At 31.1% G+C, this 24626-nt stretch carries 22 protein-coding genes; 4 read left to right on the top strand and 18 right to left on the bottom strand.

Annotated features, from left to right (window positions below; genetic code table 11):
- Positions 1 to 112: 112 nt before the first annotated feature.
- A complete protein-coding gene (gene dnaJ, locus ELQ07_RS00230; RefSeq protein ID WP_087684567.1) occupies positions 113 to 1237 on the bottom strand; it encodes a molecular chaperone DnaJ in 1125 nt (374 codons plus the stop codon).
- A gap of 154 nt (positions 1238 to 1391) precedes the next feature.
- Between dnaJ and ELQ07_RS00225 the strand changes: the two genes are divergently transcribed.
- From ELQ07_RS00225 to recR, 3 genes are read left to right on the top strand one after another with little or no spacing between them, the layout of a single operon-like run.
- Positions 1392 to 2063: a response regulator transcription factor gene (locus ELQ07_RS00225; protein ID WP_002861955.1), complete on the top strand. Its 672-nt coding sequence runs from the start codon at positions 1392 to 1394 to the stop codon at positions 2061 to 2063.
- On the top strand, positions 2060 to 3295 hold the full coding sequence (locus tag ELQ07_RS00220; protein ID WP_134224571.1) for an ArsS family sensor histidine kinase: 1236 nt from the start codon (positions 2060 to 2062) through the stop codon (positions 3293 to 3295). The genes ELQ07_RS00225 and ELQ07_RS00220 overlap by 4 nt, the downstream gene beginning before the upstream one ends.
- The gene (recR, locus tag ELQ07_RS00215) at positions 3295 to 3867 is read left to right on the top strand and encodes a recombination mediator RecR (protein ID WP_002901297.1); all 573 of its coding nucleotides are present in this window, start codon (positions 3295 to 3297) and stop codon (positions 3865 to 3867) included. Before ELQ07_RS00220 ends, recR begins: the two co-directional genes overlap by 1 nt.
- On the opposite strand, the gene ELQ07_RS00210 is transcribed toward recR, so the two are convergent.
- The 17 genes from ELQ07_RS00210 to ELQ07_RS00130 all read right to left on the bottom strand — a co-directional run bounded on the left by ELQ07_RS00210 (position 3864) and on the right by ELQ07_RS00130 (position 23429).
- Positions 3864 to 4400, bottom strand: coding sequence for a HyaD/HybD family hydrogenase maturation endopeptidase (locus ELQ07_RS00210; RefSeq protein ID WP_002933633.1), 537 nt, complete (start codon positions 4398 to 4400; stop codon positions 3864 to 3866). The genes recR and ELQ07_RS00210 overlap by 4 nt on opposite strands.
- A complete protein-coding gene (cybH, locus tag ELQ07_RS00205; protein ID WP_087684564.1) occupies positions 4397 to 5089 on the bottom strand; it encodes a Ni/Fe-hydrogenase, b-type cytochrome subunit in 693 nt (230 codons plus the stop codon). The genes ELQ07_RS00210 and cybH overlap by 4 nt, the downstream gene beginning before the upstream one ends.
- An 11-nt stretch (positions 5090 to 5100) precedes the next feature.
- Positions 5101 to 6816 (bottom strand): nickel-dependent hydrogenase large subunit, encoded by a 1716-nt coding sequence (locus tag ELQ07_RS00200; RefSeq protein ID WP_096703103.1) that lies wholly within the window; start codon positions 6814 to 6816, stop codon positions 5101 to 5103.
- Positions 6817 to 6818: 2 nt separating this feature from the next.
- Positions 6819 to 7958: a hydrogenase small subunit gene (locus ELQ07_RS00195; protein WP_002860472.1), complete on the bottom strand. Its 1140-nt coding sequence runs from the start codon at positions 7956 to 7958 to the stop codon at positions 6819 to 6821.
- 119 nt (positions 7959 to 8077) lie between these two features.
- Positions 8078 to 9919 carry a bifunctional tRNA (5-methylaminomethyl-2-thiouridine)(34)-methyltransferase MnmD/FAD-dependent 5-carboxymethylaminomethyl-2-thiouridine(34) oxidoreductase MnmC gene (mnmC, locus tag ELQ07_RS00190; protein WP_134224570.1) on the bottom strand — a complete coding sequence of 614 codons (1842 nt, stop codon included), beginning with the start codon at positions 9917 to 9919 and terminating at the stop codon, positions 8078 to 8080.
- Positions 9916 to 11895, bottom strand: a complete 1980-nt coding sequence (locus tag ELQ07_RS00185; protein ID WP_070316989.1) for an N-acetylmuramoyl-L-alanine amidase — start codon at positions 11893 to 11895, stop codon at positions 9916 to 9918. The genes mnmC and ELQ07_RS00185 overlap by 4 nt, the downstream gene beginning before the upstream one ends.
- Positions 11895 to 12986 carry a nitronate monooxygenase family protein gene (locus ELQ07_RS00180; RefSeq protein WP_070295729.1) on the bottom strand — a complete coding sequence of 364 codons (1092 nt, stop codon included), beginning with the start codon at positions 12984 to 12986 and terminating at the stop codon, positions 11895 to 11897. Before ELQ07_RS00180 ends, ELQ07_RS00185 begins: the two co-directional genes overlap by 1 nt.
- Positions 12983 to 14188 (bottom strand): tyrosine--tRNA ligase, encoded by a 1206-nt coding sequence (tyrS, locus tag ELQ07_RS00175; protein ID WP_134224569.1) that lies wholly within the window; start codon positions 14186 to 14188, stop codon positions 12983 to 12985. The genes ELQ07_RS00180 and tyrS overlap by 4 nt, the downstream gene beginning before the upstream one ends.
- An 11-nt stretch (positions 14189 to 14199) precedes the next feature.
- A complete protein-coding gene (locus tag ELQ07_RS00170) occupies positions 14200 to 16395 on the bottom strand; it encodes a bifunctional (p)ppGpp synthetase/guanosine-3',5'-bis(diphosphate) 3'-pyrophosphohydrolase (protein ID WP_070295730.1) in 2196 nt (731 codons plus the stop codon).
- Positions 16379 to 16603 carry a DNA-directed RNA polymerase subunit omega gene (locus ELQ07_RS00165; protein ID WP_002853464.1) on the bottom strand — a complete coding sequence of 75 codons (225 nt, stop codon included), beginning with the start codon at positions 16601 to 16603 and terminating at the stop codon, positions 16379 to 16381. The genes ELQ07_RS00170 and ELQ07_RS00165 overlap by 17 nt, the downstream gene beginning before the upstream one ends.
- Positions 16604 to 16613: 10 nt before the next feature.
- The gene (pyrH, locus tag ELQ07_RS00160; protein ID WP_002854049.1) at positions 16614 to 17333 is read right to left on the bottom strand and encodes a UMP kinase; all 720 of its coding nucleotides are present in this window, start codon (positions 17331 to 17333) and stop codon (positions 16614 to 16616) included.
- 51 nt (positions 17334 to 17384) lie between these two features.
- Positions 17385 to 18578 (bottom strand): M23 family metallopeptidase, encoded by a 1194-nt coding sequence (locus tag ELQ07_RS00155; protein WP_002853860.1) that lies wholly within the window; start codon positions 18576 to 18578, stop codon positions 17385 to 17387.
- On the bottom strand, positions 18575 to 19381 hold the full coding sequence (locus tag ELQ07_RS00150) for an FtsX-like permease family protein (protein ID WP_002853622.1): 807 nt from the start codon (positions 19379 to 19381) through the stop codon (positions 18575 to 18577). The genes ELQ07_RS00155 and ELQ07_RS00150 overlap by 4 nt, the downstream gene beginning before the upstream one ends.
- Positions 19368 to 20033, bottom strand: coding sequence for an ABC transporter ATP-binding protein (locus tag ELQ07_RS00145; protein ID WP_002856386.1), 666 nt, complete (start codon positions 20031 to 20033; stop codon positions 19368 to 19370). The genes ELQ07_RS00150 and ELQ07_RS00145 overlap by 14 nt, the downstream gene beginning before the upstream one ends.
- 69 nt (positions 20034 to 20102) lie before the next feature.
- Positions 20103 to 21281: a tRNA (guanosine(46)-N7)-methyltransferase TrmB gene (gene trmB / locus ELQ07_RS00140; protein ID WP_088303512.1), complete on the bottom strand. Its 1179-nt coding sequence runs from the start codon at positions 21279 to 21281 to the stop codon at positions 20103 to 20105.
- Positions 21281 to 22516, bottom strand: a complete 1236-nt coding sequence (locus ELQ07_RS00135) for a fibronectin type III domain-containing protein (RefSeq protein ID WP_088303513.1) — start codon at positions 22514 to 22516, stop codon at positions 21281 to 21283. Before ELQ07_RS00135 ends, trmB begins: the two co-directional genes overlap by 1 nt.
- The gene (locus ELQ07_RS00130; protein WP_052825470.1) at positions 22461 to 23429 is read right to left on the bottom strand and encodes an RluA family pseudouridine synthase; all 969 of its coding nucleotides are present in this window, start codon (positions 23427 to 23429) and stop codon (positions 22461 to 22463) included. The genes ELQ07_RS00135 and ELQ07_RS00130 overlap by 56 nt, the downstream gene beginning before the upstream one ends.
- A 77-nt stretch (positions 23430 to 23506) precedes the next feature.
- Here ELQ07_RS00130 and ELQ07_RS00125 point away from each other — a divergent pair, with 77 nt between their 5' ends.
- Positions 23507 to 24607, top strand: coding sequence for an FtsW/RodA/SpoVE family cell cycle protein (locus tag ELQ07_RS00125; RefSeq protein ID WP_002853654.1), 1101 nt, complete (start codon positions 23507 to 23509; stop codon positions 24605 to 24607).
- The last annotated feature ends 19 nt before the right edge of the window (positions 24608 to 24626 follow it).

Genomic DNA, 24626 nt, shown 5'->3' with positions numbered 1-24626 from the left:
GTTTTCAAGTCTAACTTCAAGGCGGGGTTTTACTCCGCTTTTTTTATGCCTGATTTTTAAAACTTAAATTTATATACAAAAGATTTTCCCAAGCTAAAAAGCTTTGAGAAAATTAAGATTTAAACCAATTAGCGATTTTTTCAAAAAGTCCTTTTTGCTCTTGATGCATACCATCTTTGATACCAAAACTTTCACTTAGTTTTTCTAAAAGTTCTTTTTGTTCATCATTTAAAGAAGTTGGGAATTTGATAGAAATTTGAACGATTTGATTTCCTATGCGAGAGCTATGAACATCTTTTACCCCTTCTTTTTCAAGAATAAATCTTTGTCCGTCTTTAGCACCCTTTGGTAAATTTAAAGTCGCTTCACCGCGTATAGTAGGCACTTTTATACTCTCTCCTAAGATAGCTTGAGTAAAAAACACTGGAAATTCTATATATATATCATCATCATCTCTGATAAAAGTATCATCTTCAGCAGCAATGATCTTAACATACATATCCCCTCTAGTACCATTTTTTGAGATATTTCCTTTAGCATTGACACGAAGTTTCATACCTGTATCTACACCTTCTGGGATATTAAGTTCTACACTATCTTTGCTTTCATTATAACCCAAACCTTTGCAATCGCTACATTTTTCACTAGCTTTTTCTCCACTTCCTTGACAATCAGGGCAAGTTTGTGCAAAAGTAATAAAACCTTGAGAAATTCCAACCTGTCCCCTACCTTGACACTTTGGACAAGTTTGAAGTTTTCCATCTTTAGCCCCTGTTCCATTGCAAGTTTTACAAGAGCATTTATAAGTAAAGTCTATATTTTTCTTACAACCAAAAACCGCTTCTTTAAAACTTAATTTTAAATTAACGATAAAATCTGAAGGGATTTTCTCATCATTTGAACTTTTTCTACGACGTGATGATGAACCAAAGCCTTCTCCAAAAAAACTAGAAAATATATCTCCTAAATCCTCAAAACCACCAAAACCTGAACTACTAGAACCAAATCCACCGCCTTTTAAAGCATCTTTTCCATATCTATCATAAATAGCTCGCTTTTCATCATTACTTAAAACCTCATAGGCTTCATTAACAAGCTTAAATTTCTCTTCTGCTTCTTTATCGCCTTGGTTTCTATCGGGATGGTATTTTAAAGCCATTTTTCTATAGGCTTTTTTTATGGTTTCTTTATCAGCATTTTGCGTGATTTCAAGAATTTCATAATAACTTATTTCCACATTATTCCTTTAAAAAATTTAAAATTTTGCTAGAATTTTAATCTTAAAAATTCAAAAATCTAATTTTAGCAAAAATAAAATCAATAATTTATCAAATTTTAAATAAAATTATGCAAATATTATAAATCTTAGATAAAATTTAAAGGATACTAAAATGATTAATGTGTTGATGATAGAAGATGATCCTGATTTTGCGCAATTATTATCTGAGTATTTAGCGCAGTTTAATATTAAAATCACAAATTTTGAAAATCCTAAAAGCGCCTTAAATGTAGGCGTTCAAGGCTATGATTGCCTAATCTTGGATTTAACTTTACCAGGAATTGATGGTCTTGAAGTTTGTAGAGAAATCAGACAAAAAAGCAATATTCCCATTATCATCTCATCAGCTAGAGGCGACTTAAGCGATAAGGTTGTAGGTCTTCAAATTGGTGCCGATGATTACCTACCAAAGCCTTACGATCCAAAAGAAATGTATGCAAGGATTATGAGTCTTATTCGTCGCACAAAAAGAGTTGAACACGCAAATAATGAAAATATTAACTCCGCTTTCAAAATCGATGAAAGAAGGCATGAGATTACCTATGAAGATAAGGTTTTAACACTTACTCCTGCTGAGTTTGAAATTTTAGAATATCTTATCCAGCAGCACGGATATAGCGTTTCAAGAGAACAGCTTGTAAGTCGCTGTAAAAATCTAAAAGATAAAGATTCTAAAAGTCTCGATGTTATCATCGGTCGCTTAAGAGTAAAAATAGGAGATAGTTCAAAATCTCCAAAACATATTTTTTCTGTTAGAGGTATAGGATATAAACTAATAGGATGACAAAAAATTATTCTATTTATACCAAACTAATTATTTTATTTGTTGTTACTTTTTTCTTAGTTTGTGTGCTTTTTATCGTTCTTTTGAAAATAGAAGGAAGTGCTTACAACGAAGAAGAAAGTTTAAAACAAGAAAATCTTATAAAAAATTTACTCATCTCCTATGAAAACACTTCAGGCACTAAAATAGGTTCCTATCTTGAAAATAGCGGTTTTAATACTATACAAAATCCCTATCTTGTAAAAAGCATAAGAAATAATGGACAATCACTTTTTAAAGCAAATGGAGAATTTTGCACCCTTTCTTCTTTAAAATATCATAGCAATCTTTATTTTGATGTTCAATGTAAAGATTTTGATGGCTTGTATGAAGAAAATACTAGTGATAGAGTTTATAATCTTTTATTAATAGGATTTTTTTCTTTTTCTTTGATGGTTGTTTTTATGTATTTTTCGGTATTAAAATCTTTAGAACCTTTAAAAAAATTAAGAAGGCAAGTTGCTAAAGTTGCAAATGGGGAGCAACCTGATTTTTTAGACTATCAAGAAGATGAAGTAGGTAAAATCGCCTTTGAATTTCAAAAAGCTTTCAAAAAAAATCAAGAATTAATCCAATCAAGACAACTGTTCCTAAGAACAATTATGCATGAGTTAAAAACCCCTATAGGAAAAGGGAGAATCATTTCTGAAATGATCAAAGAAGACAGACAAAAAGAAAGACTTATCGCTATATTTTTACGCATGGATTCTTTGATCAATGAATTTGCCAAAATCGAAAATTTATTTTCAAAAAACTACAACTTACACTTTAAACCTAGTCGTTTTAGCACTATACTTGAGGAAGCTAAAGAACACCTTATGAGAGATGATTTTAATAAAGTTGTAAAAGTCGATATAAGATATGATGCTTTAATCAATGTTGATATGGAAATTTTCTCTGTAATTTTAAAAAATCTTATCGATAATGCCTTAAAATACTCAAACAATGGCGCTTGTGAGCTTTTTTGTTGCAAAGAATGTTTTACCATTAAAAATCCAGGCAAGCCTTTAGCAGAGCCTATAGAACATTATCTTGAAGCTTTCACAAGAGAAAAACACAATCAGGTCAAAGGTATGGGGCTAGGACTTTATATAGTTTCAGAAGTATGCAAACTGCATAATTTTGATTTGATTTATTTTTATGATGATGGAAAACATTGCTTTAAAATTTTCTTTGGAGATAAAGAAAAATAATGGCAAAAGGCCTAGAAAAATTCAACGAACTTGTTGAAAGTTTCGCGAATTTACCTACCATAGGAAAAAAAACCGCCATAAGGCTTGCTTATCACCTTTGCATAAATAATCAAATCGATGGTATGAAACTTGCACACAATATAGAAAATGCTATCCGCTTTATAAAACCTTGTGAGCAATGCGGTGCTTTAAGCGAAAATGAGCTTTGTGAAATTTGTAGTGATGAAGAAAGAAATAAAAACATCTTATGTATAGTTGAAAGTCCAAAAGATATACTAACACTCGAAGAGAGTCAAAGCTACAATGGGTTATATTTTGTTTTAGATGACTTAAGTGAAGAAAAACTTGAAAAACTAAAGCAAATCATACTTAAACTAAATACCTCTGAACTCATTTTTGCGTTGACACATAGCATTAATTCTGATGCAACTATCTTTTTTATAGAAGATAAATTTAAAGGCTTAAACCTAACTTTTAGTAAAATCGCTCAAGGAATTCCAAGTGGTGTAAATTTAGAAAATGTGGATTTAATCTCTTTAAATAAAGCTATGAATTTTAGAACAAAAATTTAGTAATTTTTATAAGAAATATCAGCTAATTCTTGCAAAGAAAAATCCGCAATCTTTTCATAAGTAAAACCTTCCTTGCTTAAAAAATCAAGAAAAGTTTTTTCCATGATTTTAGCCCCTTGTATAAGCTCATCTGAGATCTTAAAACTCATTGCTTCAATACGCTTTGGCACACAAGCTAAGATGTGCGTTTTAGGCAAATCTCCTGCAAGTTCCATGTACTGTAAGGTTTGAAGCATTTCTATTTCATGGGCACTTCCACTCCAGCTAATTTTATTAGGCATGGCATCATAAGGAAAGAAAAACACATCTCCTATACTCGCATCTTGTGCTTCTATGCAGTCTAAAACAATAAGTCTATCGTATCGAGCGATGATGTAGCTAAGTTGCAAAGCCAAGGTTCCACCATCAACAAAATCTAAAGTAAATTCAGGATGAGTGAATTTGTAGTTTTTTTCAAGTTGCTTGCAAAGATGAACGCCTAAGCCTTCATCTGCAAACATGATATTGCCTATTCCAAGGACTAAGAATTTCAATGCTTTTCTTCTTTTACATATTTATATCCGCTAATAATAGCATCCATAGCACCATCTTTACCTTTTACTGCGTTAAAAATCGCCATGTAAATATGTACTGGTATAAAAATCATAATCACCCACATCAAAATTCTATGATAAGTTCTTACATCAGCCAAGCCGCCCATTGCAGCTTCAAGCGGTCTTAAAATATGATATAAAAGCCCACCTAAGCCCTCATGATAAGTATGAGTATAAAGAATAAGCCCTGTAAGAATGATACCTAACATCACAAGATAAAAGAAAAAATAAGTTACAAATTGCAAAGGATTATAAACCCCTTTTAAATGCGGGTGTTTTCCTAAGAAAATGTAAAATTTTACTTGTTCTATCCATAATTTGATATTAAAAATATCCCATACACTTCTGCGTTCTTTTGCACTTACCTTATCGCAGAAAAACAAATATACCTTAAAAATAATACAAGCAATTAAAATAAAACCCACCGCTTGATGTACTAAACGATATTTTGCTTGCATAAAATTTACGGGTTCACCGTTACTAATAGGACTTTGAAACACATAAGAAAGATAATACCCTGTGCCAATAAGAATCACTATAGCAATAGCTCTTACCCAGTGCGTTAAACGCAAACCTATGCTAAATTCATATTCAGCTTTTCTTTGCAATTTTTCTTCTTTGTTTTGCATGAAAGCCTCCTTTATAAATTGACATTCACTTTATATTCGCTTAGATTATTACCCTTAGCATCCATTACATGCACCGCACAAGCAATACAAGGATCATAAGAGTGAATTTTCCTAATGATTTCAAGCGGTTGTTTTACATCAGCGATTTTAAGTCCTATCAAACATTGCTCATAACTTCCACCTACGCCATTTGCGTCTTTTGGACTTGCATTCCAAGTAGAAGGCACCACAGCTTGCCAGTTTTCAATGACGCCATTTTTAATTCTACACCAATGACTTAATGTTCCGCGTGGCACATGCCCCATATAGCGTCCTTTGTATTCTTTAGAATTATCGATCACATAAGGAGCACAAGTACTCTGGTCTACTTTTAAATTTTCAACTAAATTATTAAACGCTTTTAAAGTATTATTTGCAACGATTTTTGCTTCAATACAACGAGCAGCTGTTCTTCCAAGTGTGCTAAATACAGCATTTAAAGGAAGTCCTGTTTCTTTTAAGAACTCATCTACCACAGGAACAACATTTTGATTACCTTTAGCATAATTTACAACGATATTTGCTAAAGGTCCTACTTGCATAGGATTTCCTTCATAGCGTGGAGCTTTAATCCAGCTATATTTACCCTTAGTATCAAACACTTTAGAATGGACATTATTTCCATGATGATCTACGCTTTCTCCATCTACAAGTCCTGTATAATTTGGATTTGTTTTGCCATCATAAGGATGTAAAGGTTCATTGTCTGCATACCAAGAATGAGTTGCCTCTTCAGTAATCTTAGCTTCTTCTACTTCATAAACCTTGCTTAGATCTCCATTTTTGATAATACCACTTTCAAAAAGCCATTCATCTCTTCCGATTTGGAATTCTTTAAAGGTATAAAGATTATTTACCCCTATATCATTTAAAACACTTGCTTCATGTGCATAAGCTTTTCCTGCCATCACAAGATCAGGATAATACGCACGATTAACAAAGTCTTGCACTTCTTGGAATTTAACCATATATTCACCCATTCTTGCAGGATCAAGTAAATCCATAACGCAAGTTACACCACCAACGGTTAAGCTTTGTGGATGTGGGTTTTTAGCTCCAAAAATCGCCATACATTGAGCAATGATTCTTTGAATTCTTAAACATTCTAGATAGTGAGAAAGAACGATTAAATTTTGCTCAGGAGTTAAACGATAAGTTGGATGACCATAGTACGCATTAGCAAAAGGTCCTAAATTTCCTTTATCTACAAAAGTTTTAAGTCTTTGTTGCACTTCAAGAAGTTTATCCGCACCTGTTGCATAAGGATTTGAAGTGTATTTAAAAGCTTCATCGCTTGCTTTTTTAACATCAGCACTTAAAGCACTTACCACATCAGCCCAATCAAGCCCATGAAGTTGATAAAAATGCACAATATGATCGTGTAAAAATAAAGCTGCATTCATTAAAGTTCTTGTTAAAAGCGCATTTAAAGGCGGAGTAATACCTAAAGCATTTTCAACAGCAACTATACCTGCTTTATAATGTGAAAAAGTACAAACTCCACAAATTCTTTGCGTCATAAAACCCGCATCTCTTGGATCACGCCCTTTTACTATGGTTTCAATACCACGCCACAAAGTAGAGCCCGCATAAGCTTCTTTTACCACATTGTTATCATCAACAACAACTTCAACTCTTAAATGCCCTTCAATTCTTGTAATAGGATCTACGATTATTTTTTGACTCATTTTTATTCCTTATCTTTTTGCATGGAAGATATAACTGCGTGTGCTGCTATAGCAACGCCTGTGAGTGTAAGCACACCTATACCGATTTTATCTGAAACACTATCCGCACCCAAACCAAAAACAGTATCAAATTTACGACTAGCCATAGGCTCTTCAAAAGGTCCCATAGTATCCCAAAAATTAGGCTCAGAACAACCTATACAACCATGCCCTGCTTGAATAGGCCAAGAAGTGTGCTGGTTAAATCTCTCTCTTGAGCAGTTATTAAAAGTATAAGGTCCTTTACAACCTACTTTATAAAGACAAAAACCTTGTTTTGCTCCTTCATCTCCAAAAGCATGTACAAATTCACCCGCATCAAAATGTCCGCGTCTTTCACAAAGATCATGAATTCTTAAACCATAAGCCCATTTTGGTCTATTATACACATCAAGTGCTGGCAACTCACCAAATAATAAATAATGAAGTACATTACCCACTATATTTTTTTCGCTTGGAGGACAGCCTGGAACATTGATCACAGTTTTACTTGTTACTTTGCTTAAAGGCTGCGCGTTGCTAGGATTTGGTCTTGCGGCTTGAATTCCTCCAAAGCTAGAACAGGTTCCTATAGCAAAAATCGCCAAAGCATTTTCACTTGCCATTTTTGAAAGCTCATAGCCTGTTTTTCCATGTGCACCTATGGTTAAAAAATGCTCCGTATCACCCATAGGGATACCACCTTCAACCATTAAAATGTATTTATTTTTATGCTTTTGAATGGCACTTTCTAAATTTTCTTCAGCTTGCCAACCTGCTGCAGCCATCACTGTTTCGTGATATTCTAAAGAAATATAATCAAAAATCAAACTATCAATCGTTGGAGTATCACTTCTTAACAAACTCTCACTACAGCCTGTACACTCAGCCATATGAAGCCACACAACAGGAAGCCTATCAGCAAGCTCAGCAGCTTTTGCCACCATAGGAGTAAAACTCGCTGGCAAAGCCAAAAATGCCGTCATAGCACCTGCCCATTTCATAAAATCCCTTCTAGAAAAACCTGACTTTTCTAATGCTTTTGTAATACTATCATTGTCTTTCAAAGAAGGAAGCTTTTCAAGAGTCGATAAACGCGACTCTATTTGATGATAATCAATCATTATATTTCCTTTATAACATGAAATTTATTCTCTATAATAATAAAATAAAGGAAGTTAAAATAAAGTTAAAAACTTACCATCATAAGCAAATATTAGCATCACTCTTAATTAAAGCTTAATCATAAGCCTTTTTTAAGTTTACGAATCAAAAATCTTGCAGGGTGAATAGCGTGGATGTATTTTTTTTCTAAACACAAGGGTTCATTATTTATCAATGCACACAAATACCTTGCCGCTAAAACACTTGTACTAAAACCCCTTGACCCATGAGCAAAATTAAAATACAAATTACAAGACATTTTAGCTGGTTTTTGCTCCTTATTTTTTGTCCATAATAAAGCTTTATATTCTTCTTTATAAAACGCTTCATCATAAGCATTTCCAACTATCATAAAGCGATCACTCGAATAAGATCTAAAACCTACTTTAGAACCTATGATTTCTAATTTTGTATTTTTATCTATAAATTCGGCTATATTTTCTATATTTTGTTTATCATCTTCTTCTTTTGATTCTAAACTTGCATTAAGCCTATCATAACTTGCTCCAATCACTTGCAAATCATCTTTTATAGGGCAAATATAAGCCTTAGAAGATAAAGGAAATGGGGTATCTAAAAAAGGTTTTAGATGTGTAACTTGACCTCTTACTTTACTTAATTTCATCTCATCATAAAAAACAAAGTCTTTTGTATCTGCACCCATAGCATAAATCAAAACCGCATAATCACTTTTAACAATATTATTTTTAAAATTTAAACTAAAACACTCATTTTCAAATTTATAAGCTTGAAATTCATGATTAAAATATATACAAGCTTTGCTTTTTTCAAAAAGATTTTTAACCAAATTTTTTGGAAAAATCACTCCACCCCCTTCTAAAAAAGCTTGATTTTTTGAAATTTTAAACAAAATATTTTCTCTTTGTGCGTTAAATCTTTCTTGCATCAAATCATTATGTGCAAACTCCATCACACCTTTAAATTTTAAATCTAAAATTTGTCTATAAAAACGGCTTGCTTCTATAAAAGAAAGCTCTGAAAACTCCCCTAAATTTACCTTAGGCTTTAAGATTAAAGAGCTTAAAATTCCACTTTCATTTCCGCTTGCACCCTTGCCTAATTCTAAATGTTTTTCAAAAACATCTATTTCAAAACCCCTTAAACTAAGCTCATAAGCTAAAACAGCACTTGATATACCCGCACCAATAATAGCTACTTTTTTATTTTTTAAAGATGAAAATGTTCTTGAAAAATACGCTTCTTTGTCTTTAAACTCAAGCTCATTTTCCAAATAAGCTTTAATCATTTCTCTTTTTCTAAAACCTTTGGTTTTTTCTACTCTAAAACCATATTTTTTTAAATTTTTTTGTAAAAAACCTGCCGAAGAAAAGGTGCAAATTTGTGTATTTTTTTTAGAAAGTCTTGCCACTTCAAAGATTAAATTTTCATCAAACATTTGCGAGTTTTTATTTGGAGAAAATCCATCTAAATACCAAACATCAGCTTTAAAATCCAATTCTTTTAAAACAGCTATATCTTCAAAAACAAGATCTAAAAAACAATCTTCAAAATAAAAACGATAAATTCCTTCTTTAGCCTTAGGATAAAATTTTAAAAATTGTTCTAAAAGCTCTTTAAACTCTTCATAAAATCCTAGTTTTTGATAAATTTCTCTTAATTGTTCTTTTTCGATATAAAAAGCTTCTACGCTAATATAAAAAAGTTTTTTAGGACGCTTAGAAGGGGTAGTTTGTAAAAAGCGTTTCAAAGTAAGAAAAAAATTTAAACCTATACCAAAACCACTCTCTGCGATAATAAAATTTTCTTGATTTTTCCATTCAAAAGAATGAGTATAAACAAATTTACTTTCATTTAAGCCATCTTTGGAATTAAAATAAAAATCATCAAAATCCAAAGAAAAAGGAGTATTATCCTTAAAGATTAGCTTAGCTTTTTTCATCGGTTGTTATAAAAATAACTCTCAACTCCATCAGCAATACCCTTAACTAATAAATCTTGAAAAGCTTTATTGGCGATTCTTTTGCCTTCATTTGGATGTGTGATATAGCCAATTTCAATCAAAATTGCAGGCATTTGCGCACCTACTAAAACCCAAAAAGGTGCTTCTCTTACACCGCCATCTACGATTTTATACTTTTTGCGTGTTTGAGTGAGTATATTTTTTTGTACATCAATGGCTAGTTTATTTGAAGCAACGATTTTTTCACGATTTAAGAAATTTAAAATACTTTGTTTTGAGAAATAATTAATCTCTTCAAAATCCCCTTGATTTTCTTTTTCTGCTGCCTTTTTACTTCTTTCACTTCTTGCAGGACTTAAAAAGAAAGTTTCCACGCCTTCGCTACTTTTAGCTTTTGTGGCATTTGGTGCTGCATTAGCATGTATAGAAATAAACAAATCCGCTCTTTTATCATTGGCATATTTGGTTCTATCACGAAGATTGATAAATTTATCCGAACTTCTGGTATAAAGCACTTTATAACCGCGTTTTTTAAGTTCATTTCCAAGTTTTAAAGCCGTGCTTAAAACTATATCTTTTTCTTTTAAACTTCCTTTTTTATCACTTAAGGCACCGCTATCTTTTCCACCATGCCCCGCATCGATAACCACAAGCTTTCCTGATTTGTAATTTGTATTTAAAGTTTTACTAGAACTTTGATTTGCTTTTTTACTCACATTTTGATTTGTAGTTTGTGTATAAAAACCTAAAGTGAGATTTTTATTATCCAACTCCTTTAAGAGTTTAAATTCTTTAGGAGCACTCAAAACCACACGAACAGTTTTTGGATTGTATTGAGTAACTGTAATCACATTTTGTCCAAAAGTAAAGCTTTTTCTATTGCCTTCTAACACACCCTTAAAACTTACAACATATCGGAATTTTTGATCTTTGGTATCAAATACTGCTATTTCTTTTTCATCTAAATCATCGCTTAAATTTAACACCACAGCATTAGAAATTTTATCCACATCTAAAACATATAAAGGCTCTTGATTTTCTTTTTCGTTATTGGTTTTTTTATCTTGTTTTTTTGTTTCTAAAACTTTGGTTTTAATTTCTGTTTTTTGATCTTGCTTTTTCTCTGAAATTTTACTAACTTGCTCAGTCTTTTTTTGACTAGCAGTTTCTTTTGAAAAAATTAATTTTTCTTCTTTAAAAGATATATCAATAGGAATTTTTTCTTTAGCATAAACCACTATGCGTATGGTTTTGGGATTAAATTGTGAAATCACTAAACGATAGTCATCAAATTTAAACTCTTTTTTACCCCCTTCTAAAACCCCATCAAAATCACTAATAAAACGATAGTTTCCTTTTTCGTCTAAAGCAAAACTTTTTAATTGATCCTTATCCAAATCTGCATTTAGTTCAAACTCTACACCTTGGTTTGTTTTACTTGACTTTAAAACATAAATTTTATCATCGCTTTTTGCTTTAGAAACGATACTACTCTTTGGTGCTTGCGAAGTTTTAGAATTTGTTTTTTCTGTATTTTTTATTTGTTCGTTAGATGATTTTTTTTCATTTTTTTGAACTGTTTTTATAGGTTCAAAAGTTGATTTTTCAGTGTCTTGAGAAATATTTTGAACCTTAATATCTTTAATAACAGCCTTTCTTAAAGCATTGATACTTGCTTCACTTATACCACTTTCTTTTAACTCATTAGCATATGACTTGTCATCTAAATTTAAAGTATTTGAACTGATGATCAATCTTTTTAAAATTTCAATTTTAGTTTTTTCATCTTCATTAATAACACTTTGTATATAAAGGCTTTTGAGCTGATGGTGAAATTTTACTTGTACTTCACTTTTAGAACCGATAAAATTTTTATCGAAATTTGCAAGTTCATTTTCATAAGCTCCAAAAAGAGTTGTGAAAACAAATACTAAAAATACAAAAATTTTAGCCATTATTCACCATTAACCAATTTTTCCATAAGTTCTTTAACACTGATAAGCTTATCTAAACGATATCCATTTGCACCTGTAAAGAAAAGTCCTGTTTCTTTTTTACCTGACCACGCATCAAAAAGCCTATCTGCTATACAATACCCTACTTTAGTCGCCTCTTTTCCGCGTCCACAAGGTGCTACACAATTGCTTATACAATTGATCTTTGGACCCATTCTTTTATCTACCAAATTTAAAAGATTGGTTCTAACCCCACGTGCAGGATAGCCCACAGGAGATTTAATAAGCTCTATATCTTCTTCTTTAGAAGCTAGCAAAACGCTTTTAAACTCTTCACTCGCATCACATTCAAAAGTTCCTATGAAACGCGTTCCCATTTGAACACCACTAGCCCCTAAAGAAATAGCGTTTTCTATATCTTTTTTATCCCAAATTCCACCCGCAGCAATCACAGGAAAAGATCCCCAATTTTTAGCCTCTTCTACCACAGGAGCGATTAATTTTTCTAACTGATAATTTGGATCTAAGCACTGTTCATAAGTAAAACCTTGATGACCTCCACTTTTTGGCCCTTCTAAAACCACTGCATCAGGCAAGCGATTGTAACGGCTTTGCCATCTTTTGCAAATAATTTTTAAAGCCTTTGCAGATGAAATGATAGGCACTAAAGCCACATCAGGAAAATCTGCAGCAAATTCAGGTAAATTTGTGGGAAGTCCAGCACCTGAAACAATCACATTAAAACCAACTTCACAAGCATCGCGTGCTATTCTTGCATAATCATTACTTGCACATAAGATATTACACCCCAAAGGTGCATCGCCACAAACTTTTCTTGCATTATTAATCAAAGCTTGCAAACCCTTGCGTGAGTAAAAATTTTCACTTCCATAAGGCTTAGCATTTAATTCTTTACTTGCATACTTTCTTTCTTCATAATATCCTGTTCCCACAGAAGAAATAATCCCAAGTCCACCATTTAAAGAAACCGCAGATGCCAGTCTATCCCAGCTTATGCCTAGTCCCATTCCCCCTTGAAAAATGGGATATTTTATAGTATGTTTTCCTATTTGTAAGGGTTGTAAATTCATTCTTTTACCTTTAATTTTGCAAATTTTCTTTTACCTATTTGTAAGATGTATTCTCCTTGTTCTAAATGCATTTGCTCGTTGCTAACTTTTTGAGAATTTACACTTACTGCATTAGCACTGATGCTTCTTCTTGCTGCAGAAGTAGAACTTTCCAAACCACATTCAACCAAAGCCTTAGCAAGCCAAATTTTCCCTTGTATTTCAAACTCAGCCATATCACTTGGTAAAGCATTTTGAGAATGAATTCTATCAAATTCAGACTTAGCATTATCAGCCTCTTCTTTGGAGTGAAAACGCTCTGTAATCTCTAAAGCTAAATTTTCTTTAGCTTTTTTAGGATGTAAATTACCTTGTTCTATATCTTTTTTTATCTGCGCAATTTCTTCTAGACTTTTTTGACTTAAAAGTTCATAGTATCTAAACATCAATTCATCACTAATACTTAAAATTTTAGCATACATATCATTAGCTTTTTCTGTAACACCAATGTAATTATTTAAACTCTTACTCATTTTGTTTACACCATCTAAACCTTCGAGTAAAGGCATCATAATCACAGCTTGTTCTTTTCCTATGTTATAAACTCTTTGAAGCTGTCTTCCCATTAAAAGATTAAATTTTTGATCCGTTCCACCCATTTCAATATCGCTTTTTAAAGCCACGCTATCATATCCTTGAAGTAAAGGATATAAAAACTCGCAAATCGAAATAGGGCTTTGCTCTTTAAATCTCTTGGTAAAATCGTCACGCTCAAGCATTCTAGCTACACTAAAAGTTGAAGTAAGCTCTACTATACCCGCAGCTCCAAGTTCATTAAGCCAAGCAGAATTAAACTTAATCTGTGTTTTTTCTTTATCTAAAACCTTAAAAACCTGTGTTTCATAAGTTTTAGCATTGGTTAAAACTTGCTCTTTATCCAGCTTTTTACGCGTTGCACTTTTTCCACTTGGATCGCCAATTTGTCCTGTAAAATCTCCAATCAAAAATTGCACAATAGCTCCATGTTTTTGCAAAAAAGCCATTTTTGTTAAAAGCACGCTATGGCCTAAATGCAAATCAGGTGCTGTAGGATCAAATCCTGCTTTTATAAAGAAATTTTCACCTTTTTCATAATAATTTTTAATTAAATTTTCTATTCTTTCTTCATCAATAAGCTCTGCACAACCACGCTTAACTTCTGCTAATATTTTTTTTATATCCATAATAAACCTTTTTAACCTTCTTTATAAGCATCATTTAAAGATGTAAAATCTAAAATTTTACAACGAGATTTTAACCTATCCTTGACACTATCTGGGTTGATATTATCAGGAATTTCCATTGTAATCTCAAAATAATCTACCGCCGAATTTAAATCACTTGATAAATTAATTGTTAATAGATTTATCTGCATTTTAGCTAAAAATGCCAAAAATTCCGCTAAAACACCTTTTTTATTTTCCAAAGAAAAAATCAATTTATAAGATTTAGGGATGTTAGAATCCCATTTTATAAATACCATATCTTGATTATTATCTATCATTTTATCAGCTCTATCGCAAAACTTATGATGGACAATAGCGTTACCACCTTTAACAAAAGCTAAAACAGCATCACCTCTTTTTGGATGGCAGCAAAAATCAAAATCCACATTAGCGATTTTATTGTTACAATATAGAGTAAAATTTCCTATTTTTTGCTCTTTAATCTCATATTTATCAAACCAATATGACTTCTTGGCGTATTTTTTAAGACCATTAACTATATCTTTCAAATAAGCACTATCTGTTGCTACTTGTCTAATGCGTCTGGCTAAATTTTCTTTTTCTATCCAAGTTTCAATTCTGTTTTTATCAACTCCAAAAATAAAACTTAACATATTAATAGAACTTGCTAGATTAATCTCTCTGATTTTTTGCTTACAAAATTCCCTTATACTCGCTTTTGCTTTTCCTGTTTTAACACTATCTATCCAAGAACAGCGATAAAATTTATCATTGCTAGTAACCACTCGCACAATATCGCCATTTTTAAGCTCGGTTAACAAAGGTACTTTAATACGATTTACATAAGCACTTTTTGCATGAAGCCCTACTTTGGTATGCACTTCATAAGCAAAATCAAGAACCGTTGCACCACGAGGCAAAGTGAAAATTTCTCCCTTAGGAGAATAAACTGCGACATCTTCAACATAAAGACTATCTTTAGCATATTCATAAAGTTCAATAGCATTATAATCTTCTGCATTTTCAAGATTGTTTATACTTTGCATTGAAATATCCGTAAGCCAATCAAGACGAGGCGCAACCACACTGCCATCTTCTTTATATTTCCAATGCGCTGCTATACCAAATTCCGCAATTTTATGCATATCAAAAGTTCGAATTTGTGCTTCTATAATACTTTTAGCATCAAAAAGTGTGGTGTGTATAGTTTGATAACCATTTTGTTTAGGCAAGGCTATATAATCCTTAAAACGCGAAACCAAGGGATTAAAATGTGTATGTAAAATTCCCAAAGCCAAGTAACAATCACTTACTTTTTCAACCAAAATTCTTACCCCAAGCAAATCAAGAACTTCTTCAATACCAATGCCTTTTCTCTGCATTTTAAGATAAATAGAATAGCTATGTTTAATGCGTTTTTGAATTTCAAAACTACCTTGTCTAAAGCCATTGCTCAAAAATAAAAGTTCGATTTTGGAAATAAATTCATTTAAACCTAATTGCATTTCTTGATTATTGGAGTTGATATAATTGTCAATAAGCTTATACTCATCTGGCATAAGATATTTAAAACTAAGATCTTCTAAATAATTTTTTATGCTTGAAATACCAAGTCTATGGGCTATTGGGGCATATACAACTAAAGTTTCTTCGCTGATTCTTTTTTGCTTATCTTCTCTTAGAATATCAAGAGTAAGCATATTATGCAGCCTATCGCATAACTTCACAATCAAAACCCCAACATCTTCAATACTTGCTAAAAGCATATTTCTGAAAGTCAAGGCTGATTTAGTTAAACTTTTTTTAGATTTTGATGAAATGAGATTATCTTCTCTAATTTCTATAATTTTAGTAAGTCCTAAAACAAGTTTTAAAACCTCAGAACCAAACTGCTCTCTAAGTTCTTCTTCAGTGCAGTTTGTATCTTCAATCACATCATGCAATAAAGCAGCTAAAATATTGCTTTTATTTTCACTTAAAAATCCAACCAGTGTTGCTACTAAAATAGGATGTACCGCATAAGGCTCTCCACTTTTTCTAAACTGCCCTTCATGGCAAAATATACAGTAATCTACCGCTTTTTCAAGAATGGCATCATGGCCACAAATTTCGAAAAGCAAAGCCTTAGCAGCTTCTAAATCTTTACAATTTTTTACATTATCGATTAATTGTTCAAGCAATAATTCTTCATCGATTGGTTTCAACTAAACCCTCTAAAGTGATTTTATTTTCTGCAATTTCATATAAAGCTATATCTGCAAGTTTATTTTTATTTTTATCAAAGTCTACCAAAGGGGTTGCTCCATTCGCCAATTGTTCCGCTCTTTTTGCTACCACTAAAGAAAGGCGATATCTATCATTACCCATTTTTTCCAAAGCTTTTGCTGCTACTTCTTCTATTCTTTTATCCATAATTTTCTCCTTAATTATTTTTAACGATTGAACAAAGGCTAGTATCACCTTGTATGATTTTAAGTAAATTACCCTCTTCAAACATATTACAAACCACAATAGGAAGTTTGTTATCTTTAGCTAAAGCTATAGCTGTATCATCCATCACTTTAATATTATCTTGCATAGCCTCATCATAACTTAAAGTATTTAAAAATACTGCATCATCAAATTGTTTTGGATCTTTATCATAAACTCCATTAACTTTTGTAGCTTTTATTACCATATCTGCATCAATTTCCACAGCTCTTAAAATAGCTGTTGTATCTGTAGTAAAATAAGGGTTTCCAGTACCTGCGGCAAAAACCACAACACGACCCTTTTCTAAGTGTCTTTGCGCTCTTCTCATAATATAAGTTTCACAAAATGCTTCCATCTGAATGGCGCTTTGAACCCTAACTTCAAGCCCAGAGCTTTCCAAAGCTTCTTGTATAGCAATAGCATTGATAACCGTAGCAAGCATTCCCATATGATCTCCACTTGTCCTTTTAATCAATCCGCCCTTAGCAGCACTTACTCCGCGAATAATATTACCACCGCCTATAACTATGCCTACTTCTATTTGATTTTTTATAAGTTCTTTAATCTCTGAAGCTATGAATTTTAAAATAGAATTTTCTATACCAAAGCCATTTTCACCTGCTAAAGCCTCTCCTGAAAATTTTACTAAAACTCTTTTTCTCTCTTGCATTATTTCTCCTTATTTAACTTGAAATTATATTTTAAATTCCATTAAATTTAGCTAATTTAAGCTAATGAGTTCCAAAGGATTGATATGAAAATTTTTTTGAGTTACTTCAAAAGTAAGATCATTTTTTATTCTACCCACTACGGCACCTTTTTTGATATTCTTACCAACTTTAATATTAGGAGCAATCTTATCTAAATGTGCGTATATTGTATGTATGCCATTATCATGTTCAACAATAACAACTCGAGCTAACATACTAGTATCTTTGGCAAAAACTATTTTTCCATCTAGCACATTTTTAACAACTGCATCGCTTTTATTGCTTCTTAAAACTACATTCTCGTTAAAAATTTTAAGATTGTAAACAGGATCAACATAATTTCCAAATTTTTGCTTCACAGTAAAAGAATCCAATGGAGCTATGGTTTTTTTTCCTGTGTAACGCTTGACTGAACTTCCTTGATAGCTTGAACCTAATTGTCTTATTTTTTGATTATTTTTTACTATTTTAGTATCATTTTTGTTTGAATTTGCATCTTCTTTATCATTAATAATTTTTAATTGATTTAATGTTTTTCTAAGCTCTTCTTGCTGAGCTTGCAAATCATCGAGTTTTTTTGCATATATAGCTCGATCTGTTTTTTGTTTATTAATTTCGCTAATTTGTTTTTGTTTTAAACTTTGAAGCTTGGCTAATTGAGCGTTGTAATCCTTAAGACTTTCATTGATTTTCTTAATCTGAGCTTGTTTATCATCAATAAGCCTGCTTACTCCCTCATAATCTTTAGAAATTTTAAAAATTTCTTCATTTAAAACTTTGTTTAAACTTCCTAAAATTTCAAAAGCCATAAAACTTTCTTCACTTTCAATATAGCCTTGAGGGATAGGTAAATCATAAGCAAAATCTTTAGCCATTAAAGATATAAGCTTACCTTCCATATTTGATTTACTTTTAAGCAAATCTTCATTTTGGCTTGTAAGGGTGTTTAACTCTTGATTTTGAGCCTTAGCACTTGCTTCAAGCTTAGAAGTTTGTGAATTTAAGCTTTCAATTTGCAAACTTAAATCTTTCAAACTTTTTTCACCATTTAAAATATCACTAGCCAAATCTTCAAGTTTTTTATTTAGCTGTTCTTGTATGCGTTTATTTTCTTCTAAACTTTTTGTTTTTTCATTTATAGCGTTTGCTAAACTTATATCAACAAATAAAAAAAAACAAAAAAAGATAAGAATATTTTTTCTCATCTTTTAACCTTAAACATAACCGTATTTACACACAACAAGCAAATAAACAAAGTAGCTAAAAAAATTAAAGTCAAATGTAAAATAAAATTAATAGGTGGAAAAATAATATCTACAGCCTTTAAACTTTCTTGGATAATAGAAAGATCAAAAATTTGGGTAAAAAAGGCAAGTAAAATAACAAAAGCGATAAAACAATCAACCACAACCACCTTGTAAAGCATAAAAGATCTAAACCAAAACGGAGCTCCAAATAAACACATAATTTCAATACGATCGGTATGTTCATAAAGCCAAATTCTCATCTGTTTTAAAAACAAAACAAAGGCAAGTAAAATAATGATAAACAAAAATAACCAAAAAACAAATTTCATCAAAATAAGCAAAGAGTATATCTTATCATGGGTTTTGGAAAAAGTTTCAACCTTACTAACACCTACAATATTTAAAAGTTGATTTTTAATCGAATTTAGTTCATTTTGATCGGGCAAAGAATTTAATTTTAAAGTATAAAATTTTGGCAGAGAATCTTTTAAAACTTTCAAATTCTTTTCAGAAACATCATTTTTCAAACGATCGATTAAATCCTTAGGATCCAAAGATTCAAGTCCAGCAAAAAATGGTACTTTTGTTTTTACTACATTCTGATCAAGTTCAGTTTTGCTGACAACTATAATATTATAATCTTTATTAACAAGTTCTTCATAATGCTTTAAAGTTGCATTTGTAATCAAAATAAATTCAAAAGCAAACATCATAAAAAGTAAAGGTAAAATTAAAGATAAATGTGTTTTAAAAAATTTCATTCATTTTTCCATTTTCTATATTAAAACGACGATAATCCACTCTTAAATTACTAGGAATTCTATGTGTTACCACTATAACACAAGTTCCTAAAAGCTCTCTAGCAGACTTTAAAAGAGTCCATATAATATCAGAAGAATACTCGTCCAAATTTCCCGTTGGCTCATCGCAAAGCAAAAGCTTTGGATTATGAGCTAAAGCCCTAGCCATAGCGACGCGTTGTTGCTCACCACCACTAAGTTGATTAGGCAATTTATCTGCTTTAAAAGTTAAATTTACATGCTTTAAAAGCTTAGCAGCTTGATCATGGCATACTTTTTTGCTATAACCTTTAATCATTAAAGGCAACATAACATTTTTTTCAACACTATATTCTTGTACAAGTTTATAATCTTGAAAAATAATCCCTATTCTTTGACGCAATTTTAAAAGTTCTAAATTTCCAATTTTATTCATCAAAGATCCACATACTTCAAGCTTACCAGAAATAGGTTCTAAATCTCCATAAAAAGACTTTAAAAGCGTACTCTTACCACTCCCGCTTTTACCCGTAATAAAAACAAAATCATCATCCTTAAAAGCAAAACTCGCTTCTTTAATAACTAATTCATCATAACCTAAAGTAAGTTTATTTGCTTGGATTAAATTAGGCATCCTTTTTCCTTAATTTCCCTTTTTAAATTTTTAAATTATGCTTTATTTTTGCTTAATTTTCAAGAAAAATTATATTTTAAACTGAACTTTTAAAATTTCTTTTAATTCATTTATCGCTTTAATATTTTCTTGAATTTTAAATGGTTCTTTAAAAGCAAAATCGATCGTTTTATCAAGATGTAAATAACAATGTTCAGGCTTATTAAAAGCTCCAAAAGCAACCTTTAAAAGCAAATTCTCATCTTGTTTATAGATGCTTTCAAAATGCAAGAAAAAATCATCTTTTTTTATAGTAATATTTTTAAAGTTCTGCTCTATTTTTTTCAAATCCTCTTTAGAAAATTCAACCGATGAGAGATTAAATTCATTTAACTCATAGTTTTTACACTCTTGGTTAAAATTCCACACCCAAAGATCATATATATTTTTTTCTTGCTTTTTCCATCTATCTTCATATTTGCTTGAAATTTCTAAATTTTCATTTTTTCTAAGACTAAATTTTGGAGCAGGAAAAGTCAAAAATTGTTCTAGAGTAAAATTAAAATACTCAAAACTATCTGTTCTAAGCTCAAAACGACCATTTTGGGTTAAAACCCTAGCACATTCTTTGCAAAAATCTTTCCCAATAACTCGCCTATGAGGCTTTTTATCCCAAGGAACAGGAAAATGTAGAAAAATCTTTTCAACTGATTTTGATTTTAATACACTCAATAACAATCTCGCATCACTTTGGATTAGCAAAATATTATTTACATTTTGTGCTTTAGCAAGTTTAGCTACTTGAGTTAAAGCTGGATTGTAAATTTCCACCCCTAAAATTAAAACATTTGGATTTTCTTTTGCTTGATAAAGCAAATGTCTTCCTGATCCAAAGCCTATTTCTATATAAATTTTACCTTGAAGTCTAGATAAAAGCTCATCAAAATTATCAACAATAAATGGTGTTTTTTCAATTAAAGCATTGTTTTTAAGTCCAAAAGCTTTATTGATAATATCCTCACAAAAACCTTCTTTAAAGATTTTTAAAGCCTTTTGCAAATAACCTATTTTAGAAGGTTTTGTATGTTTATCGCCTTTAATCACAAAACCATTTTGTGCTTTTTTAATCTGCAGAAAAAAACTCTCTTCTTGAACCTTTGTATAAATAAGACTAACATTATCATTCTTAGCAAGCCAAAGAAATTCAACATCATCCTTGCTATAAGGCAGATTTATTTCTTTGATCTTTTTGCTTTTAAAATTTGGCACTACTGAGCTGCCTTAACTTTGCTTGAAGGTTCTGAACGAAGCCCGGCTGAATCAATAGCAATAACTTCGTAACTATATTCCATCCCTGGTAAAGCTTTTACATCTTTTAATCGCTTTTCTTTAATGCCTTTAAAAACAGCATTTTGCTCCCCGCCATAGCGTCTTACTTCATACTCAACAGCTCTAGTATCATTATCGCTCCATTCTAAATTTATCCCTTCGCTTGTGCTTTGAGCCAAAATAATACTAGGAGCCAAAGGGTTACCTAAAGTTTTACCTTCTACACCATCTTTTGGCATAGGACTTTCAAGACCATCTTTATCCACCATTGTTACTTTATAATACTTGCTTTTACCTGCTCCTTCTACCATATCCTCATAAGAATTTTTATCAGTCTTTGCCAAAACACTAAAAGGAAGGAAACTTGAGCTCGTAGAATAAACTTTATAATAAGAAAAATCTTCATACGTAGGAGCATCCCAAGTTAAAATGATTTTATTAGAACCATCTGTGCTAGCACTTAAATGCTCAACTTGAGGAGGTAAAGCCTTGCTTGTAGAACTTACAACTTGACTTGGCTCACTCTTTATCCCATTAAAACTCACAGCAATAATTCTATAGCTTGAATTTTCATTAGGTTTTAAATCACTATCGATGTATTCAGCGTTTAAACGATTTTTTACTTCTGTAATTTTTTTAAATTCTTTATCATCACCTTTGGTTCTTTCAATAATATAAGAATCAACCCTAAAATCAGGATGCGGACGCCAAATAAGTTTAATACGATTAGGCAAATTAGTCACAGCTTGAACAAAAGGAACAGCTTCAAGTCTTGGAGCTGTGCTGACTTCTATAACCTTGCCATCTTCTGAAATTTGTCCTTGCTCATTAAAGCTTTTCATCATATAACGATACTTAGTACCAGGCTCTAATTTAGTATCTACATAATGAGTTTGAAACTTATCTTTAATAGTGCCTACAAGTTTAAAATCAAGATTTTCATCACTAGAACGATACAAATAAAATCCTTTAATATTTTCATTATATAAAGGCTCCCATTCAAAAGCAATATTACTCATATCACTAAGACTTTTTAAACTTTCAACTTTTGGCAAGCTTTCATTTACAGCAGGCTCTTTACTTAAAGCTAGCGAATTCATTTGCGAAACACTACAAGCACTAAGCAAAAGAGTTAAAAAACTCAAGTAAAAACTCAAGCGAAATCTTTTCATCATTCTCTCCTAAATTAATTTGTTTAAACATAATATTTTTAAAATCTTCCATCAAAGGTGCTTTAACAAAAATTTGCTCTTTGGTTTTTGGATGGATAAAATACAAAAAATAAGCATGCAACATTATCCTACAATCATACTTACCCTTATAACCATATAAACTATCACCTAAAATATGGCGATTTAAACTAGCCAAATGCGCTCTAATTTGATGAGTTCTTCCTGTAAAAAGCTTAGCAGCCATCAAAGTTAAATTTTCAGTTTTTACTACATTTATAAAAGCTGATTTTGCGTTTTTACTGAATTTATTTTCCTTATCTATGGCTATTTTTTTAATAGCATTAGAAGGCGAACGCATTAAAAATTTTTCTACTATAATTTTATCTTCTTTTAGTGGCAAATCAATTAACGCAAGGTAAATTCTTCCCATGCTTTTATCTGCAAGCTGTTCGCTTAATTTTTGATGGGTGAAGTTATTTTTCGCTATCAGTATAGCTCCGCTTGTATCTTTATCTAATCTATGAACAAGACCAGCTCTTATCTCTCCTCCTAAATTTGATAAAGTATATTTTTTTTCTATTAACCAATCCACCAAAGTGGCATTTTTAACGCTACTTGCTCCATGAACGACTAAATTTGAAGGTTTATTTAAAACAAGCAAGTCTTCATCTTCGTATAACACATCAATATCAAAATCCACTTCAAACTGAGGTTTTATCTCATTGCAAAGCTTTAAACTTGCAATAGAAATAATATCACCATTTTTAAGCTTAAATGAATTTTTATCTTGAATTCTATCATTAACCTGTACGCAATCTTTTTCTATAAGTAAAGCAACTTGATTGCGACTTTGGTTTAATTTTTTAGCCAAAAATACATCAAGCCTTGAATTTTCATCTACTAAAAAAGTTTGCATTTTTTCCTTAGAGGTTTTGATAAATTTAAAATTTTAGTTTATAATTATAGCTTTATATTACCAACTGAAGGCAAATTTTGTTTAGATTAGATAGAAGAATTTTAACTCATTTTGACTATATGCAACCCATTTTATTTTTACCCATAATTCTTATTTCATTTTTCTTAATCTTTGAAGCTAATCCTTTTTTAGCAGAAAAACAGTTTGTTTATGCCTGTGTGGGATTGTTTGCTTTTATGGTTTTTTTCTTCTTTCCCATAAGGAAATTTATTTGGATTATTCCTGTTGCTTATTGGATTAATATTTTTTTATTGCTAAGCGTAGATATTTTTGGGGTTGAAAAATTAGGTGCTAAAAGATGGCTTGAAATTCCTTTTACTCACTTTACTATACAACCTTCTGAAATTTTTAAACCTAGTTTTATTTTAATGCTTGCCTATCTTATTTATCAAAATCCTCCTCCAAAAAATGGATACAAACTTAAACAATTCATCAAACTTAGCTTTTACATCATCTTGCCTTTTTTGCTAATTGCAAAAGAACCTGATTTAGGAAGTGCTATGGTTTTACTACTTGTTGGTTTTGGAGTACTTTTTATCATGGGAGTTCATTATAAAATTTGGTTAAGTATTGTTATAGCTATAAGTGTTAGCTCTCCTATTATTTATACACATCTTTTAAAACCCTACCAAAAGCAAAGAATTCATGATTTTATTTCAGAAAAACCAAGTTATCAAGTAGCCCAATCAATGATAGCTATTGGAAATGGTGGTTTAACCGGAAAATCTCAAGATGAAGCTACGCAAACTCATTTTAAATTTTTACCTATTTCAACTAGTGATTTTATTTTCGCTTACATGATAGAAAGATTTGGATTTATTGGGGGATTGACATTAATTATATTTTATATTTTACTTATTTTTCATCTACTTAGTTTAAATTATAAACTTAAAGATGATTATTTTGCTAGAGTTGCTATTAATTGTGTTGCATTATTTATTTTTATTTATGCGGCAGTAAATATTTCAATGACTATAGGTTTTGCACCAGTAGTTGGGATCCCTTTGCCTTTTTTTAGTTATGGTGGAAGTTCTTTTACTATTTTTATGATTTTTTTTGGAATTTTACAGCATTTAATCACTTTTAGATATTTTTGGACGGATATAAAGGCTAAATAAAATATTTTTAAGCATTAAT

It is taken from the genome of Campylobacter sp. US55 (assembly GCF_004378955.1).
Classification (GTDB): domain Bacteria; phylum Campylobacterota; class Campylobacteria; order Campylobacterales; family Campylobacteraceae; genus Campylobacter_D; species Campylobacter_D jejuni.
This window is presented reverse-complemented; position numbering and strand designations above follow the sequence as displayed.

Bases quoted from the DNA above. Each gene is read 5' to 3' on its own strand.
- ELQ07_RS00150 (WP_002853622.1), bottom strand. From the start codon at position 19,381: ATGAAATTTTTTAAAACACATTTATCTTTAATTTTACCTTTACTTTTT.
- ELQ07_RS00225 (WP_002861955.1), top strand. From the start codon at position 1,392: ATGATTAATGTGTTGATGATAGAAGATGATCCTGATTTTGCGCAATTA.
- ELQ07_RS00185 (WP_070316989.1), bottom strand. From the start codon at position 11,895: ATGGCTAAAATTTTTGTATTTTTAGTATTTGTTTTCACAACTCTTTTT.
- ELQ07_RS00155 (WP_002853860.1), bottom strand. From the start codon at position 18,578: ATGAGAAAAAATATTCTTATCTTTTTTTGTTTTTTTTTATTTGTTGAT.
- ELQ07_RS00220 (WP_134224571.1), top strand. From the start codon at position 2,060: ATGACAAAAAATTATTCTATTTATACCAAACTAATTATTTTATTTGTT.
- ELQ07_RS00195 (WP_002860472.1), bottom strand. From the start codon at position 7,958: ATGATTGATTATCATCAAATAGAGTCGCGTTTATCGACTCTTGAAAAG.
- pyrH (WP_002854049.1), bottom strand. From the start codon at position 17,333: ATGCAAGAGAGAAAAAGAGTTTTAGTAAAATTTTCAGGAGAGGCTTTA.
- mnmC (WP_134224570.1), bottom strand. From the start codon at position 9,919: ATGAAAAAAGCTAAGCTAATCTTTAAGGATAATACTCCTTTTTCTTTG.
- ELQ07_RS00145 (WP_002856386.1), bottom strand. From the start codon at position 20,033: ATGCCTAATTTAATCCAAGCAAATAAACTTACTTTAGGTTATGATGAA.
- ELQ07_RS00180 (WP_070295729.1), bottom strand. From the start codon at position 12,986: ATGAATTTACAACCCTTACAAATAGGAAAACATACTATAAAATATCCC.
- ELQ07_RS00165 (WP_002853464.1), bottom strand. From the start codon at position 16,603: ATGGATAAAAGAATAGAAGAAGTAGCAGCAAAAGCTTTGGAAAAAATG.
- tyrS (WP_134224569.1), bottom strand. From the start codon at position 14,188: ATGGATATAAAAAAAATATTAGCAGAAGTTAAGCGTGGTTGTGCAGAG.
- ELQ07_RS00135 (WP_088303513.1), bottom strand. From the start codon at position 22,516: ATGATGAAAAGATTTCGCTTGAGTTTTTACTTGAGTTTTTTAACTCTT.
- cybH (WP_087684564.1), bottom strand. From the start codon at position 5,089: ATGCAAAACAAAGAAGAAAAATTGCAAAGAAAAGCTGAATATGAATTT.
- recR (WP_002901297.1), top strand. From the start codon at position 3,295: ATGGCAAAAGGCCTAGAAAAATTCAACGAACTTGTTGAAAGTTTCGCG.
- ELQ07_RS00130 (WP_052825470.1), bottom strand. From the start codon at position 23,429: ATGCAAACTTTTTTAGTAGATGAAAATTCAAGGCTTGATGTATTTTTG.
- ELQ07_RS00200 (WP_096703103.1), bottom strand. From the start codon at position 6,816: ATGAGTCAAAAAATAATCGTAGATCCTATTACAAGAATTGAAGGGCAT.